The sequence below is a fragment of the Clostridium sp. YIM B02506 genome (assembly GCF_022324845.1).
In the GTDB taxonomy this organism is placed as follows: Bacteria; Bacillota; Clostridia; order Clostridiales; family Clostridiaceae; genus Clostridium_T; species Clostridium_T intestinale.
Window position 1 is genome coordinate 315,749 of record NZ_JAKGTG010000001.1, and the last position, 20,906, is coordinate 336,654.

The 20,906-nt window shown below is 31.0% G+C and carries 19 protein-coding genes; 4 read left to right on the plus strand and 15 right to left on the minus strand.

From position 1 onward, the window contains the following. Nucleotides 1-193: 193 nt before the first annotated feature. The gene (locus L1S49_RS01410) at nt 194-1,417 is read left to right on the plus strand and encodes an FprA family A-type flavoprotein (protein ID WP_238902234.1); all 1,224 of its coding nucleotides are present in this window, start codon (nt 194-196) and stop codon (nt 1,415-1,417) included. A gap of 48 nt (nt 1,418-1,465) precedes the next feature. Here the strand turns inward: L1S49_RS01410 and ssb are convergent, their stop codons facing one another. Together ssb and L1S49_RS01420 are read right to left on the minus strand one after the other, a co-directional pair. Next, a complete protein-coding gene (gene ssb, locus L1S49_RS01415) occupies nt 1,466-1,822 on the minus strand; it encodes a single-stranded DNA-binding protein (RefSeq protein WP_021803560.1) in 357 nt (118 codons plus the stop codon). Nucleotides 1,823-1,918: 96 nt separating this feature from the next. Further along, entirely contained in the window at nt 1,919-2,749 is an 831-nt protein-coding gene (locus L1S49_RS01420; protein ID WP_238902235.1) for a YihY/virulence factor BrkB family protein, read from the minus strand. Nucleotides 2,750-2,908: 159 nt separating this feature from the next. Here L1S49_RS01420 and L1S49_RS01425 point away from each other — a divergent pair, with 159 nt between their 5' ends. After that, the gene (locus L1S49_RS01425; RefSeq protein WP_238902236.1) at nt 2,909-3,790 is read left to right on the plus strand and encodes an aldose 1-epimerase family protein; all 882 of its coding nucleotides are present in this window, start codon (nt 2,909-2,911) and stop codon (nt 3,788-3,790) included. 73 nt (nt 3,791-3,863) lie between these two features. Here the strand turns inward: L1S49_RS01425 and dapB are convergent, their stop codons facing one another. From dapB to L1S49_RS01440, 3 genes are all read right to left on the minus strand, one after another. Next, nucleotides 3,864-4,700, minus strand: coding sequence for a 4-hydroxy-tetrahydrodipicolinate reductase (gene dapB, locus L1S49_RS01430; protein WP_238902237.1), 837 nt, complete (start codon nt 4,698-4,700; stop codon nt 3,864-3,866). Between the two features lie 149 nt (nt 4,701-4,849). After that, a complete protein-coding gene (locus L1S49_RS01435; RefSeq protein ID WP_238902238.1) occupies nt 4,850-6,949 on the minus strand; it encodes a peptidoglycan-binding protein in 2,100 nt (699 codons plus the stop codon). Nucleotides 6,950-7,086: 137 nt separating this feature from the next. Next, nucleotides 7,087-7,611: a ferritin family protein gene (locus L1S49_RS01440; protein ID WP_238902239.1), complete on the minus strand. Its 525-nt coding sequence runs from the start codon at nt 7,609-7,611 to the stop codon at nt 7,087-7,089. A 156-nt stretch (nt 7,612-7,767) separates the two neighbouring features. On the opposite strand from L1S49_RS01440, the gene L1S49_RS01445 reads away from it, so the two are divergent. Further along, nucleotides 7,768-8,313, plus strand: a complete 546-nt coding sequence (locus L1S49_RS01445) for an ECF transporter S component (protein WP_073019150.1) — start codon at nt 7,768-7,770, stop codon at nt 8,311-8,313. Nucleotides 8,314-8,326: 13 nt separating this feature from the next. After that, nucleotides 8,327-9,460: an alanine--glyoxylate aminotransferase family protein gene (locus L1S49_RS01450; RefSeq protein ID WP_238902240.1), complete on the plus strand. Its 1,134-nt coding sequence runs from the start codon at nt 8,327-8,329 to the stop codon at nt 9,458-9,460. Between the two features lie 66 nt (nt 9,461-9,526). On the opposite strand, the gene L1S49_RS01455 is transcribed toward L1S49_RS01450, so the two are convergent. The 10 genes from L1S49_RS01455 to L1S49_RS01500 all read right to left on the minus strand — a co-directional run bounded on the left by L1S49_RS01455 (nt 9,527) and on the right by L1S49_RS01500 (nt 20,843). Continuing rightward, nucleotides 9,527-10,897 (minus strand): putrescine aminotransferase, encoded by a 1,371-nt coding sequence (locus tag L1S49_RS01455; RefSeq protein ID WP_238902241.1) that lies wholly within the window; start codon nt 10,895-10,897, stop codon nt 9,527-9,529. 19 nt (nt 10,898-10,916) lie between these two features. After that, complete coding sequence (locus tag L1S49_RS01460; protein WP_238902242.1) at nt 10,917-12,392, minus strand: aldehyde dehydrogenase family protein; 1,476 nt, start codon at nt 12,390-12,392, stop codon at nt 10,917-10,919. A gap of 20 nt (nt 12,393-12,412) precedes the next feature. Next, nucleotides 12,413-13,465 (minus strand): spermidine/putrescine ABC transporter substrate-binding protein, encoded by a 1,053-nt coding sequence (locus tag L1S49_RS01465; RefSeq protein ID WP_238902243.1) that lies wholly within the window; start codon nt 13,463-13,465, stop codon nt 12,413-12,415. 13 nt (nt 13,466-13,478) lie between these two features. Continuing rightward, nucleotides 13,479-14,288, minus strand: coding sequence for an ABC transporter permease (locus tag L1S49_RS01470; protein ID WP_238902244.1), 810 nt, complete (start codon nt 14,286-14,288; stop codon nt 13,479-13,481). Between the two features lies 1 nt (nt 14,289). Beyond that, nucleotides 14,290-15,180: an ABC transporter permease gene (locus L1S49_RS01475; RefSeq protein ID WP_275299491.1), complete on the minus strand. Its 891-nt coding sequence runs from the start codon at nt 15,178-15,180 to the stop codon at nt 14,290-14,292. Between the two features lie 10 nt (nt 15,181-15,190). Further along, the gene (locus L1S49_RS01480; RefSeq protein WP_238902245.1) at nt 15,191-16,330 is read right to left on the minus strand and encodes an ABC transporter ATP-binding protein; all 1,140 of its coding nucleotides are present in this window, start codon (nt 16,328-16,330) and stop codon (nt 15,191-15,193) included. A 259-nt stretch (nt 16,331-16,589) separates the two neighbouring features. Then, the gene (locus L1S49_RS01485) at nt 16,590-17,333 is read right to left on the minus strand and encodes an amino acid ABC transporter ATP-binding protein (RefSeq protein ID WP_238902246.1); all 744 of its coding nucleotides are present in this window, start codon (nt 17,331-17,333) and stop codon (nt 16,590-16,592) included. A 13-nt stretch (nt 17,334-17,346) separates the two neighbouring features. Next, nucleotides 17,347-18,021 carry an amino acid ABC transporter permease gene (locus L1S49_RS01490; protein ID WP_238902247.1) on the minus strand — a complete coding sequence of 225 codons (675 nt, stop codon included), beginning with the start codon at nt 18,019-18,021 and terminating at the stop codon, nt 17,347-17,349. Between the two features lie 12 nt (nt 18,022-18,033). Continuing rightward, nucleotides 18,034-18,828 carry an amino acid ABC transporter substrate-binding protein gene (locus L1S49_RS01495; RefSeq protein WP_238902248.1) on the minus strand — a complete coding sequence of 265 codons (795 nt, stop codon included), beginning with the start codon at nt 18,826-18,828 and terminating at the stop codon, nt 18,034-18,036. 1,121 nt (nt 18,829-19,949) lie between these two features. Continuing rightward, entirely contained in the window at nt 19,950-20,843 is an 894-nt protein-coding gene (locus tag L1S49_RS01500; protein ID WP_238902249.1) for a TraB/GumN family protein, read from the minus strand. Between the last annotated feature and the right edge of the window lie 63 nt (nt 20,844-20,906).

A 20,906-nucleotide genomic window follows, 5' to 3' on the forward strand; every position in this document is an offset into this window, starting at 1 on the left:
CTTAACAACTTATTGTTAGTTCATAATTATATTGTAAAATAGCTATTTTATCAACAAAATATTGCCATTTAATAAATTTGTAAATTAATTCTACAGTATTTATTTTTATCAACAATTATTATATAATAAGATTAACGGATAATTATTATTATATAATAATACAATGTTATAATATATAAGGAAGGTGTAAAATATGCGCTCTTTAGAAATAAAAAAAGATATTCATTGGGTTGGAGCTTTAGATCCAGATTTAAGGATTTTTGATATTATAATGTATACTCCTTATGGAACAACTTATAATTCATATGTTGTTAAAGGAAGTGAAAAAGTTGCAGTTTTTGAAACTGTAAAGGAACAGTTTTTTGATCAATATTTAGCACGCTTAAAAACTCTAGATATTGATGTTACAAAGATAGATTATATAGTTGTAGATCATACAGAACCTGATCATGCAGGCTCTGTAGCAAAATTATTAGATTTATCTCCTAAAGCAAAAGTAGTAGGTTCTGCACCTGCAATTAAGTTTATGGAGAAAATAGCTAATAGAGATATAGATGCTATAGTGGTATCTGATAACGACAGTATAAGTTTAGGAAATAAGACTCTTAAATTTATATCTGCTCCATTCTTACACTGGCCAGACACTATATATACCTATGTACCAGAAGATAAAACACTAATTACTTGCGACTCCTTTGGAGCACACTATTGTTTTGAGGACGTATTTAATGATAAAATTCCTGATCAAGAACAATATAATGAAGCGTTAAGATATTATTTTGATTGTATAATGGGGCCTTTTAAATCTTATGTCTTAAGTGCAATAGATAAAATTAAAGATTTGGATATAGATCTTATCTGCCCTGGTCATGGTCCCGTTTTAAGAGAAGATCCATGGAAAATAGTATCTTTGTATAAAGAGTGGAGTACTCCTCCAGCTCCTAAAGAAATAAAAAAAATTACAATTTCTTATGTTTCAGCCTATGGATATACAGAACAACTAGCTAACAAAATATCTGAAGGAATTCAATCTGTAGGTAAATTTGATATTAAGTTATATAATGTTATTCATAATGACTTAAAAGATATAGTAAAAGACATTTCTGATTCTGAAGGTGTTTTATTTGGTTCGCCAACAATAGTTGGAGAATTACTCGAGCCAATCAGAGATGTTTTAGCTAAACTCAATCCTGTAATTCACGGTGGAAAATTTGCAGGAGCATTTGGTTCATATGGTTGGAGTGGTGAGGCAGTTCCTAGAATGGAAGCTCGTTTAAAGGAATTAAAAATGAAAATATACACTCCTGGCTTAAAAATACTATTTAAACCATCTCCTGAAGACTTGAAAAAGGCCTTCGAGTTTGGTGTTGGATTTGCTCAAACTATTATGGATAAAGAAGTTAAAAAGAAGCTTTAGTTTAAATATAGCTTAAACAAATAATTCCTGGGGATAAACCCCCAGAAATTATTTGATTTCATCCAAAACCGCTTCTTTTTCTTGTTGTCTTCTTTGCAAAAACTTAAAATCTTCTGCGATAACTTCTGCTATGTATTTTTTGTTTCCTTCTTTATCTTCATAACTTCCTGTTCTTAAGCGGCCGCTTAATGTTAGCATAGTTCCTTTTTTTCCATACTCACAAATTACTTCTGCTTTTCTTCCCCACATTACTACAGGGATTAAGTCTGATTTTCTAGTTCCATCTGATGCTTTAAAATTTCTTTCTACAGCTATAATAAATTTAGTAAATACTTTTTCTGTCTCTTCTAGTACTCTAAGTTCAGGGTCTTTGATTATTTTTCCCATTAAAACTATTTTATTCATTAATTTAACCTCCTGAATTACTTTATTGTAAATTCTAACCATAATTCAGGATATTATTCAAATATAATTTATAATCTTTATAAATTTAAAAACTATTTACTCCATTAAAATCGCATTAATTTCTCCACCTAAAAGAAGTATAACAGAAGTTATATAAAGCCATGTCATCAATACAATCACAGCGCCTAAACTTCCATAAAACCTAGAATAATTCGAGAAATTATTAACATAAAATGAGAATAAAGACGACACAACAATCCATCCTAGTGTTGTAGTTACCGCTCCTGGTAATGCGTCATGCCACTTTAATCTTTTACAAGGAGCAAAATGATATAATGTGGCAAATACAAATATCATAACAAATATAAGTATTGCAAATCTCAATATATCCCAAGCGAAGGTTATAATATTATCAAAAGGGAGTTTGGCAATTAAAAACTCTCTAATAACTCCTCCAAATACAACTAAAAATAATGTTAAAATTATAATTAATACTACTCCGATTGTACAAAGTATAGAAATTAAAGTCCCCTTTATATATCCTCTTGTTTCTTTTATTCCATAAGCTTTATTTAATCCTTTTATAACAGCTGCAAATCCTGATGAGGAGGACCATATAGATAATATTACTGAAAACCAAAGCAACTGACCTTTTTGTCCATCTAAAACCTCTATAACAGTAGATTCGATAAGCAAATAGGTATTTATAGGTAATAGCCCTTCTAAATATTTTAATGTATCTGTTGTACTTATATTACTGAATCCTACAATAATCATAATTAACATTAGAAGTGGAAAAAATGAAAGTAGTAAATAATAGGCTAATTGAGCAGAAAGTGCAAAAATTTCATCCTCATTAACTCTTACTATTAACTTTTTAATAAAACTCCAAAGGCAATTCTTATCCATAAAACAATCTTTTTTCATGCCATTGTCTCCTTAACTTAATTGCTATAATTTATAATTACACTCTAGTACTACTTATTATACCAAAATACTTACATAAAGATTTATAATAACTTACTATTTCTTTTATTAATGATATAATTGTAGTGAATTAGTTATTTTGCAGGAGGTAATACATTTATGAACTTGTTGATAGAAAATGAATTTTTAAAAGTTGAAGCTAATGCTTATGGTGCTGAATTACATAGTATTAAAACTAAAAATAATGTAACAGAATTTCTATGGAATGGTGATGAAAATTATTGGAAATACCATGCTCCAATTTTATTCCCAATAGTGGGAAAGGTTTCAGAAAATAAATATAGAGTTAATGGAAATACCTATGAGCTTCCTCAACATGGATTCGGTAGAGTATGCAATTATGAATTAATAAATAAGTCTCAAGATTCCTTAGAATTTCTTTTAAAATATAACGAAAAAACTTTAGAAATATATCCTTATAAGTTTTCACTAAAAGTAAAATATACCCTTATAAATAATTCTATAAAGGTAAGTTACACTGTAGATAATTTAGATGATAAAGATATCTATTTTTCTGTAGGCGCTCACCCTGCTTTCCTTTGTTCAATAGAAGAAGGTAAAGCTATAGATGACTATTATTTTGAGTTCTCTGAAAAGGAAACCACTTCTATAATGGAACTTTCTCCAATTACAGGACTTTATACAAATAAAAATATTCCTTATCTAGATAATGAGAATAAGATTCCTTTATCAAAAGAAGTTTTTAAAAATGACGCTTTAGTATTTAATAATTTAAAATCCAACAAAATTTATTTAAAGTCTAAAAACCATAATAAATATATGTCTATGGATTTTAGTGGATTCCCTTACCTAGGTTTGTGGTCTAAACCTACAGGTGCACCTTTTGTATGTATCGAGCCTTGGTATGGTCATGCTGATTATGAAGGTTTTGCTGGAGAATTTAAAGACAGAGAAGGCGTAGAAAAATTAGAAATAGGAAGTACTTTTGAATGCTCTTACATTTTAGAATTTTTTAGCTAAAACCATATAAAAGGTGTTGAAAAATAATTTTAAAAATTATTTTTCAACACCTTCTTTATCTAAATCATATTCATTAATTTTCCATTTGATTTACTAATATACTTCTTTCTGAGAACTTATTCATTATTTCCTTTAGATTAAGAACATCATCCATCTCATAATAACCAATCTTATCAACGATAAATCTTACTGCTCTTAATGCCCCTAATGCAAAAGCCTTTCTAGAAAAAGACTCATGTGTTATCTCAATCTTATCATGTTCTCCAGCCATTATTACCTTATGTCTACCCACTATTCCACCAGCTCTTACTGATAATATAGGGATGGAATTAATATCAATGTTATTAATATTTTCTTCATAAGCATGTCCTTTTACTATTTCATTTGCAATCTTTTTAGCTGTGCTTGTAGGAGCCTCCTTCTTTTCTTTAAAATGAGATTCTATAATTGTAGAATCATAGTCTTGGAGAATACCTGCTGCTATGTTAGTAAGTGTCATTAATACGTTTACTCCTACTGTTATGTTTGGTGCATGAACTATGGCTGTTTTATTTTCTCTAGCTAAATTAACTAACTTTTTGTGTTGCAATTCATTAAAACCTGTAGTTCCAATAATTATTTTAACTTTCATCTTAGATAATATTTTTGCATTTTCTACAGCAGCTTCACTTTTAGAGAAATCTATTGCTACTTGAGGTTTATATTTTAATATATAACCTTCAAGATCATCGGACGCTATGACATTTACCCCAGTATTACTTATATTTAATACTTCTCCTAAATCCCTATTAGCCTTTTCACTATCTTTACTACATACCACAAAAGTTAGGTCTATATCCTCTTCTTCCAATAAAACTTTAGCTATTTCTTTTCCTGTTCTACCTAACCCTAATAAACAAACTTTTATCATCAACAGTTCTCCTTTCATTTTAATCACAACTTAATTATATTTTATAAGTTGTCAGTAGTCAACTTGTTTTGTTCCATAATATAGAAAAAAATAAATAAACAGTTATTTAAATCTCTTGCAATAACTGTTTATTTATCTTCTAAGGATTTCTAATGTCTTTTTCTTTTAACTAAATCTCCTGTATATAAGGCTTTATATATTGATAAAATTTTATTCCATGTGGCTTCATCTACCTTACCAGTAGGAGGTAAATCAAATTCTTTTTGAAGCTTCTTTACTGCAAGTTCAGTTTCTTCGTTGAAGTATCCAGTAACCTTTACTTGATGTACTCTATAATTATTCTTAGATAAAATGTTTATATACTTTTGTAAAATAGTCACGTATCCATCTTTATCTTCAATCATAATCGGTAATCCTGGATAATCATATATATTTTCAATTCTCTTATTGTCTTTTTCATCACCTAAAGATTTATATACAGATATTAATTTATTCCAATCGTTATATCCTATTTCCCCAGTAGGACTCAATCCGAAGAGTCTCTGAAAAGAACTTACAGCATTTCTAGTCCTTTTTCTATATATACCATCTACAGCTATAGTCGGAACCTCTTTATAAAATTTAGCTATTGCATTTAAGTAAGTCTGTAGCCACTTTATATCATCATTAATTAAATATTCTTTTAGCACATATCCCGGATAATCAGAAGAATATATATAGGTTTCTCTAATATTTTTTCGCTCTAATTTTTTATACACGTTATAAATCATATCCCAAGTATCAACTCCGACTATTCCATCTGCGTCCAATCCAAATAACCTTTGAAATTCTATAACAGTTTGCTTGGTTATATTACCAAATATTCCATCTGGAAGTATACTTGGTATATTATAATATTTAGCAATTTCAGCAAGATAGCTTTGCATCTCCCTTACTTTCTCTCCCCTTGATCCATATTTTAATAAATATCCTGGGTACTTTCCATCTCCCTCTGGCTCTTTAATCTCTTCTTCTGGTTCTTGCTCTAATTCAGCTAGTCTTTTTACCCCAACATAAATACTAGATATTCTATACCAAGTAGCTCTACCTACAATACCATCTGGTGTCAAATTAAAAGTTCTCTGAAAAGTCTTAACTGCTTCCTCAGTGTCTTTTCCAAAATTCCCATCCTCTAAAGGTATTTTAGGTATTGCAGGAAAATTTTTAGATATTCTATTTAATTGCTTTTGAATTACTTTAACATTTTCGTTTATATCATTAAGTCTTAAAGGTGTTCCTGGATAGGATTCTGGTATACCTTCAATTATAGTAGCTCTAACTAACTCCTTATCCTCACCAAAATAATATTTAATAATTCCAAATGCCTCCATTCCTGCTTTTGCTAAATCCACAGTCCCCCATTGAGATAACCCATCACAGGTAACAGTAGTTCCATTGCAATATTGAGCAAAAAATGGAGTTTTGTTTCCTATGGTTATAATATATTTACTAAAAATATCATCAACAATCTTGCTTATGTTCTCAAATATATTTCTACCTTTTATAAAATATTGGTCATAAGCAGTAGAGTTCGTTATTTGAAAAGAATACCCTTTATTTCTATACCATTCTGTATAAATTCTATTTAATGCAAAAGATATCTGACAATAAATATTGGCTTTTAGAGCTTCTTCTGGCCAGGTTGGATAAATTTCACTTGAAGCAACATTTTTTATGTAGTCAATAAATCCTACTGTAACATTTTCTGCGGCTGCACTTGGAGCTCCTAAATGAACTATAATAAATTCAGGTATATATACTTCGTCCAAAACATATGGTGTAATTGAAATTCCTTGTTTTTCGCCTAATCCATTCTTCATAACAAGCTTTTGAGGTGAAATAACTATTTGTTTTGGTGAACCCTTAAAATTATTCTTATTATTCTCCTCAACTATTTCAATATTTTGTATAGATGTATTTTCTTCAAATACACTTACTCCCTCTACTATAACCTTACCATCTTTTTCTGAATCTACCTCTATATTATATACTCCATAAGGAAGTATGCCCTCCTCATAAGGTTTTAAGGAAAGAGACTTTTCTGGAGTTATAACTTCTATATTCTTACTTCTTCCACTTATATCAAATGCATCCTCATTCTCATAAACTACTTCCTTATTTTCAGCATTTACAATTTTAAGCTTAGCTTTTGTTATAGGCAATGCATCCTTTACCTTAAATAATCTAACTAATATATAACCTTTTGCCAAAATAAACACCCTTACAAATTATTATTTATAATATACTATTCAAATAATATGTGAGAGTGTTTTTATTAATTTATAACACTTGATTTTCTTTTATAGTCAAAAAGTGATGCACAACATTTTGCATCACTTTTCCTAATTTATAGATCCCAGCCTATTGGCCCATAAGTATCCTTATCTAAAAGTACTAAAACCTTAGTAAGTTCTTCAACATGTTCTTTTTCTTCTTTAGTTATACTATTTATAATCTTATTTACATACTCATCACAAATTTCATTAACCATGTGATCATAAAGTATTATTGCCTCCAACTCTCCTTTAATGGCATCTCTTATAAATTTTAATAAATCATCTTTTGCTGGTCTATTTTTTATCCCTAACTTTTCTCTTCCTCTATTGGATAGCCTAACTTCATTTTTTACCTTCTCCTGCATAGCACTTTCTTCATCATCTACTTTCCTTAGAGCATCTAAAAACATTCCATAGTGTCTTTTTTCTTCTTCCATTATATGATGAAGTATTTCTTTTACTTCTCTATTATCGGTATAACTAATGAAATAGCTATAATCATCTATAGCAACTAATTCTGCTATCATACCTTCTCTAAGTAGATTAGCAGTGGACCTTGCTCTCCCCTGAGGTTGTCTATCTGTAGTATAACTCATAAATTTTCTCCCATTTTTTATTGATATATTATATATTATTAAACTTATAAATTTAGTGATACTAAAAGCATTTATAATTGTATGCATACATTTTAATTTTTTATATATTTGCGTTAAGATATATTCAATAAAAATTACCAAGGGGGCTTAGTGTTAATGAATAATACTACTACAAATCAATCAAAAATAAAAAACCTTGCTTTATACGGTCTGTTTATAGCTTTAGTTTACGTAGCTACTAGATTTATAAACATACCTGGTCCTACTTCTGGAGGACTATTTCATCTAGGTAATGTAATGGCTTTTACTATTGCTATAGTTTTTGGCAAAAAAGCTGGTGCCATATCGGGGGCGTTTGGCATGGCTTTATTTGATGTAACAAGTTCATATTTTATATGGGCACCATTTACATTTATAATAAGATTCACTATGGGATATATTATGGGATATCTTTCTCATAAAGCTGGTTCATCTAAATCAAAAGTAATAATATTCAATTCTTTAGGAATAATAATTGCAACTATAATTATGGTTGGTGGTTACTATCTTACAGAAGCTGCGATGTTAGGCAATTTTATAGCACCTATTCAATCTATATGGGGTAACTTTATGCAATGTGTTGTTGGTGCAGTAATAGGACTTCCTTTAGCTTACTATCTACAAGGAGCTTTTTCTCGTAGAAATATTCTAACTAACCTGTAAGGAGGTTATTATTATGAATACTTTATTAATGACACCTGGACCTACTTATATCAAAGAAAATGTACGACTTGCCTTAGCAAAGGAAATAACTAATCCTGACTTAGATTTGGAGTTTTTCGACTTCTATAAAAATATATGTTCAAAATTACAACTCCTATTAAATACAAAAAATAAAACTCTTGTTTTAGCAGGAGAAGGAATATTAGGTTTAGAGGCTGCTTGTGCTTCTTTAATAGAAGATGGAGATAGGGTTTTATGTATTGAAAATGGTATATATGGAGAAGGCTTTGGAGACTTTGGAAAAATGTATGGCGGCAGGGTTGACTATTTTCATGGTAATAAAAGAAAAGGAATTGATATAAATCAATTAGAAAACTTTCTTAAAGAAAACCATGATTATAAAATAGCAACATTAGTTCATTGTGAAACACCATCTGGTATAACTAACCCAATAAAAGACATATGTAAACTTCTTAATAGTTATAATATAATTTCTGTCGTTGATGCCGTATCTAGTATAGGTGGAGAAGAAGTTTATGTAGATGACTGGAATATAGATTTTATAGTAGGCGGTTCTCAAAAGTGTCTTTCTGCTCCAGTTGGACTAACATTTTTAAGTTTAAGCTCTAAAGCTCTAGATGCTATAAATAATAGAACTCAACCTATAAGAGGATTTTATACTAATCTTTCTGTTTGGAATACTTGGTACGAGGATAAATGGTTTCCTTATACTCAGCCTATAAGTGATCTATATGCATTTGATGTTGCTTTAGATAATATATTAGAAGATAAAGACGGGGTAATTTCTAGACATTCAAAATATTCCACCGCTCTTAGAAATACTCTAAAAGATTCTGGGCTAGAACTATTTCCAGAAACACACACCTCAAATACAGTTTCTACTATATTAGTTCCAATAGGGCTTAACTACAGTGACATATTTAATAAGATGCTTAAAGAACATCATATAATGATAGCCGGTGGATTTGACTTTTTACAAGATAAGGTGTTTCGTATAGGACATATGGGTGAAAACTGTTATGAAGATAAACTCTATTTGACACTTAAAGCTTTAGATTCAGTATTAAGAGATTTAGGATTTAACTTAGAAAAACATCTTCATAAAGAATTTGTAAATCAATTATAATAAAAGTGACAGTAGACAAATTTCAGAGAATTAATCTCTTATTGCCAACTGTCACTTTATAATTTATTAACCTATTTTAGAATCACTATGATTAAAAAGTTTTTTTGTATCTGCTAACGCCTCATCTAATCTTTTTAATACCTTATCAAAATCTTCATATGAAGTTGTAGCTGCAGGTTCAAATCTTATAGTTTTAGAATTTACTAGAGTACCAGCTGTCATTACTTTTCTCGAGAAAAGTCCTTTTGCAACTGAAAATCCCATTTCAGTTTTATTAAACTCTACTCCTATCATTAATCCAACCCCTCTAACCTCTTGGATTAGTTCAGGATATTTACTTTTTAGCTTGTTTAATCCCTTAAGCAAATATTCCCCTTTTTCATGAGCTTGTTTAGGAATATCATGTTTTAACATATATTTTATAGTAGCTAGCGCTGCAGAACAAGCAAGTGGATTACCTCCAAAAGTTGGTGATCCTAAAATCCAAGGATTATCTTGAAGCTCCTTCACCCATAAATGTGGTCTTGCAATAATTCCTGTTATAGGCATAATTCCCCCACCAAAAGCTTTTCCGTAAGTTAAAATATCTGGAACAACCCCCTCTGCTTCACAACGAAACATGGTGCCAGTTCTTCCCATACCAGTTTGAATTTCATCTAAAATTAGACACACATCATACTCGTCGCATATTTTTCTTACCTCTTTTAGATATCCCTTTGGTGGAATAATAATACCTCCCTCCCCTTGTATAGGCTCAAGTACAACTGCTGCAACTTTTTCACCTACATGTGTTAAATTTCTTATGGCTTTTCTTATATCCTCTGCATTTCCATATTCAACGTGTTGTACTTGCTGTATCATAGGAAGATATGGAGTTCTATAGGTATCCTTTCCCCCTAGAGAAATAGCTCCCATAGACTTACCATGAAATCCGTTTACGGCAGAAATATACCAGCTACCTCCAGTAGCTATTCTTGCAAGTTTTATAGCCATTTCTACAGCTTCAGCTCCTCCATTTGTAAAGAAACAATAGTTTAAATCTCCTGGAGTAATCTCAGCCATAGCTTTAGCAAGGTACCCTCTTAATGGATCTAAAAGCTCTTGACTATGAAGGGCTTGCTTCTTAAGTTGAGCTTCAACAACCTCTAATATCTCTTCATTTCTATGACCACACATAAAAATCCCAAAACCACCTAAACAATCTATGAACTCTTCTCCATTTACATCATAAAAATATGAATCATTGTCAGTCCATTCAACAAAAGCTGCATTTGTAGAAACTGATTTTCTATACTTTAACCAGCCAGGATTCACATAATTATTATAATTATCAACTGCTTCCTTTACTATTTTCTTCTTATCGTATGCCGTCAGTTCATCACCAGTTACATAGCTTAGGATTCTTTCTAAATCCTCAAGCACAAATTTCTTTTCCATAAATATCTACTCCTTTTCATTATTCTTTAAACCAATATAATGGTTCAGGTTTTAAATTAATATTAATTTGTTTCACTTCTGTATACTCCTCTAAACCAAAAGTTCCAAGTTCTCTTCCTATTCCACTTTGTTTATATCCACCCCAAGGTGCTTCATTAAATGTTGGATGATATGAATTCACCCAAGTAATTCCGGCTCTTAATTTTTTTATAACTCTCATAGCTTTAGCTCCATCTTGAGTAAATACTGCACCAGCAAGTCCATAAACTGTATCATTTGCTAGTTTTATCGCTTCTTCTTCTCCTGTAAACTTTTGTACCACAAGAACCGGTCCAAAAATCTCTTCTTTAACTATTGTCATATCTGGAGTTGTATCTATAAATATAGTAGGCTCAACGAAAAATCCATCCTTCAATTCTTCAGTGTTAATCTTATTTCCACCGCAAACTAATTTTGCACCCTCCTTTTTACCTATTTCAATATAATTTAGAACCTTATCCATTTGTATTTTACTTACAAGAGGTCCCATTTCAGTTTCTGGATCAAATCCTAATCCAACCTTGATTTTTTTAGCTCTCTCTACAAGTCTTTCTATGAACTTATTATATATTTTATCTTCAAGAATTAATCTTGAACCTGCTGAACAAACTTGTCCTTGATTGCAAAATATACCAAACAATGCATAATCAACAGCTGTCTCAAAATCTGCATCCGCAAATACAATGTTTGGAGATTTACCTCCAAGCTCTAATGAAATATTTTTTATATTTCCTGTGGCTGCCTGCATTATACTTCGTCCTGTTTTAGTACCACCAGTAAAAGCAACCTTATCTATATCCATATTAGCTGCAATCTCATGTCCAACTATAGCTCCTGCTCCCATAACTAGATTAGCAACTCCTTTTGGAATCCCTACAGATTCAATTACTTCGAATAATTTAATAGCACTAAGTGGAGTAACTTCTGATGGCTTAAATACAATTGTATTTCCTGCCGCTAATGCAGGAGCAATCTTCCATAAAGCCATTAAAAGTGGATAGTTCCATGGAATTATCTGCCCACATACTCCTATAGGTTCTCTAACTACCATTGACTGCATATTTGGGTCAGGAACTTCATAAATTTGTCCACTTGGCTTATTAACAAGACCTGCATAATATCTTAAACATGCTACTCCATCTTGTACATCCCCCGCTGTTTCTCTAAGTGGTTTTCCATTATCTAAAGTATCTATCTCAGAAAATTCTTTTTCCATACTTTCTAATTTATCTGCAATTTTATATAGATAACTTGCTCTCTCTATAGCTGTAGTTTCCATCCATCCATCTTCATAGAAAGCTCTTTTTGCTGCTGTTACTGCTTTTTTAACATCTTCAGCCGTTCCTTCTGCAACCGTCTCTATAACCTTACCTGTAGCCGGATTTATAATTTCTCTTATTTCTCCTGAGGATGAAGTTACCCATTCACCATCTATATACATCTTTTTAACATCCATAGCGCTTCCCTCCTTTATAACTATTGCTTAAATGAATTCCAAAGATCATCAAACTTTGATGTAGATTCTCCAACATCCTTAACATATTCTCCTTTTGTGAATACTTCTGTAGGCAAATTTGAAGCCTTATTATTTTTATACTCATCTGGTAATAAATCATAAGCTGCCTTATTTACAATTTTATAAGGATATTCTTCTGCTATCATTTCTGTTATTTCTGGTCTAAGGATAAAATCTATAAACTTTTCTGCTGCCTCTTTATTTTTTGCACCTTTTGGAATAGCCATGTTGTCTAAGAACAAATAAGTCCCTTCCTCTGGAAAAACTGGTTGTATATTTTTATTTTCTTGGTAAGCAAGTGCAGCTTCAGCATTCCACATAAAGCCTATAGAAGTTTCTCCACTTATCATTGAAGTTTTAGGACTATCACTATCGAAACTCCTTATATTAGGTTTTAACTTTGTTAGATATTCTTTTGCTTCTTGAAGTTTTTTATCATCAACTTCATTCATTGAATATCCTAATGCTCTAAGTGCAATACCTATAAGAGCTCTTTGGTCATCTAAAGCTACTATAGAATCTTTATATTTAGAATTTAAAAGATCTTTAAATGATGTTATATTATCCTTAACCTTATCTTTATTTACAGCAATAACTGCCGCACCTGCTAAATAAGGAACAGAATATTCATTTCCTTTATCAAAATATTGATTTAAATACGCCTCATCTAAATTTTTAAAGTTTGTAATCTTATCAGTATCTATCTTTTCAAGTAGTCCTTTATTAATCATTATATCTACCATATAGTCACTAGGTACCACAATATCATAAGTTCCTTCATTTGCCGTTTGAACTTTTGCTAGTAATTCCTCATTTGAAGAGTAGTTACTATAATTAACCTTTATTCCATACTCTTCTTGAAATTTATCAATAACAGATTGTGGTAAATATTCTGTCCAGTTAAAAACATTTAACTCACCTTTACTTTCAGAAGACTTCTTTCCACAACCGTATAGCCCCCCAACTAAAATGGTAGTTGTTAGTAAAATTCCTAAAACCTTTTTTAATTTCATTTCTACACCCCTCTTAATCATTATTGTAATTTAAACTTTTTTCTTTTCTTATTTGTATATATTGAGCCGCTCCAACTACCATAAAGGTTGCTAAGAGCATCAAAGTTGAAAGTGCATTTACATCAGGAGTAACTCCCGTTTTAACCATTGAGAAAATCTTTAAAGGTAAGGTATTACTTTGTGGCCCTGTAGTAAAAAAGCTTATTATTACATCATCTAAAGATAAAGTAAATGCTAATAATACTCCAGACATTACCCCTGGCCATATAACAGGTAAGGTGACCTTTAAAAAAGTTTTTAATCTACTAGCTCCTAAATCCATAGCTGCTTCTTCTATTGATTTATCAAACCCGCTGAGTCTAGATCTTACAGTTATAACCACAAAAGGTATGCTAAAGGTTGCATGGGCAAGCACTAAAGAAAATAAACCTAAATCTATTTTTATAAGTGAAAAAAATGAAAGTAACGAAATTCCCAAAACTATTTCAGGAATAACTACTGGTACATATAATAAACTATCTATTACACTTTTCCCCTTAAAACTATACCTGTACATTCCCACAGCCGCTATTGTTCCTATTATTCCAGAAACTAAAGTACTAAAAAAAGCAACTATCATTGTATTCTTTAAGGCCTCAAGAAGTGGTCCATTTGAAAACAACTCCCCATACCACTTTAAAGTAAATCCCTCAAAATTAATGTTTAGTTTTGAACTATTAAAAGAGAATAATACCAACACAAAAATAGGCAGATATAAAAACAAATAAACAAGACATACATATACTAACGTTGATATATTAAATAACTTTTTACTTCTATTCATACTAAAATCCCCTTCCTATATCCTCCATATCTCCTCCAGTTTTTGAGTATATTCCAACAAGAACTATTGTTAATATTATTAATACCATGGATAACGCTGCTCCAAGAGGCCAATTCCTTGCTGTTAAGAATTGATTTTTTATTAAATTCCCTATAAGCATTATTTTACTTCCACCTAATAAATCAGGAATAAAGAAATATCCTAAAGTTGGTATAAATACTAATATAGAACCTGCAAAAATCCCTGATTTAGTTAAAGGAAGAGTCACCTTTAAAAATGAATTCTTAGGTTTAGCTCCTAAGTCATTTGCGGCTTCAAGTAGCGACTTATCTAGTTTTTCAATTGAAGAATATAAAGGTAATACCATAAATGGAAATAGAGTATATACCATACCAATCATTACAGCAATATTGGTATACATTATCTTTAAAGGTTCATTAATAATATGAAGCGTCATGAGTACTTGATTTAATAACCCCTCAGTTCTAAGAATAATAATCCACCCATAAGTACGAATTAAAGAATTAGTCCAAAAGGGCACTATAACTAACATTAATAATATTACTCTTGTCATTGGCGATCTTTTTGATATGAAATATGCGAAAGGATATCCTATTATTAAACATAAAAAGGTAGTAGCTGTTGCTATAATTAAGGATCTTAAAAATATATTCAGGTATAAAGGATCAAATAGTGCTTTGTAGTTAGCTAAGGTAAAAGAAGCTTCAACGCCACCATATACCCCCTTTTCCATAAAACTAATTCCAAGAACATATATAAGAGGTATTAATACAAATAATAAAAGCCAAAAAGTAACTGGTCCCACCATAGTAATTATTGGTATTATTGCCTTATTAAAATTATTAACTAGCTTTTTATTAACTGTCTCCATTCTATCCCCCCTATACACTTATAGTCCTTTTATTTTCTATAAACTCTAATCCTCTCTCTTCCTCTATAAAATTCACTTCATTGTCCTTTGAGTGCATAACTACAGCATCTTTAACATTCCAATGTATATATACTTTTTTACCTATTGGAATTAAATCCTCTCCTGTTAACCTATTTATTTTTATCTCTTCTCCCGAAGATAAAACTACAATACTCTTAATCATAGATCCAACATATACATGCTCTTTAACTATACCTACTATAGAAAAACCCTCTATGGACTGCATGGACATATTGATTTTTTCAGGTCTTACTGATACATATACCTGCTCTTCCTCCATAAATCCTTTAGCATAAGAGACCACTTGTCCTTCATCAACATCTATTTTCAAATAATCTCCATTATTTGCTCTAATAGTTCCAGAAAATATATTTGATTCTCCTATAAAATCAGCAACAAATTTTGATACTGGTCTTTCATATATCTCATCTGGAGTTCCCACTTGCTCCAATACTCCACCATTCATAATAGCTATCCTATCGCTCATAGTAAGAGCTTCTTCTTGATCATGAGTAACATATATAAATGTAATTCCTAATTTTTTCTGTAATCTTTTAAGTTCAATTTGCATCTGTTTTCTAAGTTTCAGATCCAAGGCTCCTAGAGGTTCATCTAATAATAATACCTTTGGTCTATTTATAAGAGCTCTAGCTATGGCTACCCTTTGCTTTTGTCCTCCTGAAAGTTGATCTGGCTTCCTTTTCTCAAACCCCTTAAGCTGAACTAGCTCTAACATTTCCTTAACTCTTTCTTTAATTTCTGACTTGTTTACCTTCTTCATACTTAGCCCAAATGCAACATTATCATAAATATTCATATGAGGAAAAAGCGCATAGTTTTGAAAAACTGTGTTTAAATTTCTCTCATAAGGAGCCTTATTACGAACATCCTCTCCCTCAACACTTATAATTCCATTAGTTGAATCCTCAAAACCTGCTAACATTCTTAAGGTAGTAGTTTTTCCACATCCTGAGGGTCCAAGCATTGTTAAAAATTCACCTTCATAAATTTCCAAACATAAATCCTTAACTATATGATTTTTTTCAAAACATTTATCAACATGATCTAGTTTAATAATTATTTTTTTCATCTTACACCACCTTATTTATACTTAAACAGAAAAAGCCAATTTCTTGAAATAAAGAAATTGACTTCATTGTCTACATATTTATTTAATAATAAAAAATAAGGCGCTTTCATGTTACTGAAAACGCCTTTGTTAATACTATTAGTATAGCATATGAGTATTAATATTGCCAATATATTTTTAATAAATCATAAAATATTTTTCTCACCACTTATTAATTCATTATATATTCAAGCATATTTTAATTAATATATCAATTATACTAATCATTTATTATGTTCAAGAACTGTCTTAATCGTTCGTTTTTTGACTCTTTAAATATATAATTGGGTGTACCTTCTTCAACTATAATTCCATTATCCATAAAGACAACCTTATTAGCCACATCTCTTGCAAAGCTCATTTTATGAGTTACTACAATCATTGTCATTCCTTCCTTTGCAAGCTCCTTCATTACATTTAAAACTTCAACCTCGAGCTCTGGATCTAGCGCCGATGTAGGTTCATCAAATAAGATTACCGCTGGATCCATGGCCATGGCTCTAGCTATTGCCACTCTTTGTTGTTGCCCTCCTGATAATTCATGAGGGTAGCTGCTTTTTTTATCACTTAACCCAACTTTACTAAGTAACTCATCTGACTTACTTATAGCTTCTCCCTTACCTCTCTTAAGAACAGTAATCTGTCCTTCTATAATATTCTCTTCTACAGTTTTATGTGGGAAAAGATTAAAACTTTGAAACACCATGCCTGTATTTTTTCTAAGTTCTAATATTTCTTTTTGACTGACCTTATTTGGGTCGTGGAAAATAATTTTGTTTTCTCCTAAATTTATTTCTCCGTCATTGGGTATCTCAAGTAAATTAATACATCTTAAAAAAGTTGTTTTTCCAGATCCAGATGGACCGATTATAACAACAGTTTCACCTTTATTAATATCTAAACTTACATTTTTTAATATTAAACTATCCCCAAACCTCTTTATTAAGCCTTTTATTTTAATCATATAATTCCTCCAATTATTTAGCTACATACTTATCTAATCTGAGTTCTATCCATCCTTGAATAAAGGTTAATACTGTACAAAACATCAGATAAATAAATGCAGCTTCGCAATACAATACAAGAGGTTCATAAGTGGCTGCTGTTATTCTCTGTGCTACTTGAAACATTTCGGTCAAAGTTATAGATGCTGCAAGAGATGTATCCTTAACCAAACTTATAAAAGAATTAAATAACGGAGGTATTGATACCCTTGCAGCTTGAGGTAAAATTATTCTATCTAAGGCCTGCCTTTTAGTCATTCCTATAGAATAGGCAGCTTCCCATTGTCCTTTAGCTATAGATATTATTGCCGCTCTTATGACCTCAGAATTATATGCTCCCATATTCATAGTAAATCCAATAATAGCTGATGGAAGTGGTGCTAATATCACTCCAATTTTAGGTAATCCATAAAAAATTATAAACAACTGTACTAATAAAGGGGTTCCTCTTATTATCCAAACATAAAATTTTGCTATTCCCTCTAATAGCCAAGCTCCTGATATTCTCATTAAAGCTATAAACAAAGCTAATATTAGTCCTAGTGCAAATGATATAACAGCTACAGGTATTGTAAACTTAATCCCAGCCTCAAGTAATGGAAAAAAGGAATCTTTAACTATCCTTACTATTCTTTCATCAAAATTCATAAGCTTTTCCTTCTATTTAGATACATCTGTACCAAACCATTTTTCTGATATTTTTAAATATGTTCCATCACTCTTCATATCTGCTAACGCTTTATTAACAGCATCAACTAGTTCCTTATTATTTTTTCTAAACATTATTCCACACTTATCTGCATTTTCGTATTCAGCCACAATTTTTACCCCTAAATCAGGTTTTTGTTTATTTAAATCATAAAATGACAAGCTATCATTAACTGTAGCATCAACTCTTTTTGAGGTTAATAAATCTATAGACTGATTAAATCCATCAGATTGAACTATTTCAGCTCCGTACTTCCTTGCTATATCAGCTAAGTTGCTAGTTAAACTTTGAGCTGACTTTTTTCCTTTTAAATTATCAAAGGTTTTAATATCTGTATTATCTTTATTAACTATAAGAACTGCTTTTGAAACTATATATGGATCTGAAAAGTCATATTTTTCTTGCCTCTCTGCTTTTATTCCAACTTGATTAGCTATAGCATCAAATCTTTCTGCATCTAACCCAGCAAACATTCCATCCCATTTTGTTTCAACATACTCTGCTTTGACACCAAGCCTATTAGCTATTTCATTTGCTATGTCTATATCAAAACCAGTTAAAGTCCCCGAACTATCATAGTACGTAAAAGGTGCATAAGTACCTTCAGTACCTATTTTTATAACTCCTGCCTTTTTAACCTTATCTAAAAGTGTAGCATTTTCTCCGTTCTTAGCTGCACCAGAATCTTTTGCTGTACATCCAACTAAAAGCATTGACGTAAGTATCAAAGTAAATATTTTTTTCATCTCTATCTTCCTCCTATGTTTTATCTCTAATTATTTTCTTCATAAGTTTATGTATTTATTCACTAATGAACTTTCTTCTATTCTTGTACCGCTACCCTGTAGAGACTTAAATGATTAGATTGAAGCTGAGGAGAGCTTCTACCGATTAGCGGTGCAAGTCTCATTAGATTCCTTTTTGCCCATATAAAAAAGGATTAGATTGAAGCTGCACTTCTATCCTGTAGAGACTTCTCCCCTAGTCTCGTTAGATTCATTTTTACCAATATAAAAAAGATTAGATTGAAGCTAAGGCAGAGAAGGAATTTGATGAAGTTCTTCGAACTTCTACAGATAAGCAGTGCGTGTCTACCGAATAGATGTGCACTACTGCCCTGTAGAGACTTCTTCCCTAGTCTCATTAGATTCCTTTTAACTACTTCCCTGTAGGAGTTTCTTCTCAAGCTCCATTAGATTCCTTTACCAATATGGATTAGACTGACGCTAGAACCGCGTCTACCGAATAGTAGTGCAATTCTTCAATTCTTCAATTCTTCAATTCTTCAATTCTTCAATTCTTCAATTCTTCAATTCTTCAATTCTTCAATTCTTCAATTCTTCAATTCTTCAATTCTTCAATTCTTCAATTCTTCAATTCTTCAATTCTTCAATTCTTCAATTCTTCAATTCTTCAATTCTTCAATAGGCATTTTGGCTTTTCCGTGACTTATTATCAAGGTCTTTTTCAAAAAAGTTTACTTTGTTCTTAATAAGTAAAAGGATTAGACTGGCGCTTCAGCAGTGCGTGTCTACGATCATAGGTGCAATTCTTCTATTCTTGCACTACTGCCCTTTAGAGACTTAAATGATTAGATTGAAGCTGAGGAGAGCTTCTACCGATTAGCGGTGCAAGTCTCATTAGATTCCTTTTTTCTTCTTTTCTTGCTTTCTCTATAAAAATACAGACGTCTCCTATCGAGCCGCTGTATTTTTATAGGGGCATGTTCTAACCTATTTCATTTGATTAACTATAGAAATATGCGTTAGTATAAAGTACTTATCTTGTTAGAACAATTAAACTATTATTTAATTAAAGGTAAAAGGAGCTTCTATCAGTTCATTCCTAATAGAAACTCCTTTATTTATTATTCTAGTCTAGTAATTGAGTAACCTTTATCTTCTAAGGCTTTAATAATTCCATCTTCTCCAACTATGTGCCCCGCCCCAACTACTATAAAGTATTTTTTGTTTTCGGATATAAATCCTTCTATCTTAGAGAGCATGTTCTTATTTCTTTCTACAACTAAAGATTCGTAGGATTCTCTAGATAACTTACTGCCTGAATCAATGGCTGATGTATATTTTTCTATTTGCGGTATGTCTCCATTAATTACGGCTTCATATAACTCCGAAAGTAGTTTTTGTTGCTCTTCTATGCTTGGATAATTGTTAAAAAGCTCTATCTGATACTCATCTCCTCCTACTGTTAATGCTTTTAGTTGAATATCTAAATTCTCTAAAGATATAACAGGCTTCTTATCTATATTAGCTTTTGTAATAAATTTATAGTCTATGCCATTATAAACGCTGAGTTCTGCTTTATTTGCTATAGCTGTAGTCATTACTGATTGAAGAGCCCATAATTTATATTGTTTATAATCTAGCTTTAATCCTAATTCCGAGATTATATTTTCTATCTTTTCTTTAGTTTCTGGAGTTATATGATTAAGTAAATTATCTCCTTCTGGATACATACTCTCATTATTCATAGTCTCACTAATTTTACTACTTTGTATATCTACTTCTACTCCAAGTCCAATAGATTCTTTATAGGCTTTTTCAACTGAATCTACAAATTTAACTTCTTTTCCTACGTGAACAGAACCTCCAAGATATAAATAGTTCCCATTCTTTTCTACTTTATAGAATAACCCTTTAACCCTTGGAACATCATTCTTTTTACTTTCACAACCAACTAGTGAAGCTGTTAAAATTATGACTGAAAGTAATGTAATAAATAAAAATTTTAGTTTTCTCATTTTCCTCTACCCCCTTCATATATACACTTATATTCTGTAGAAACTCTTCTTCTCAAGAGTTTC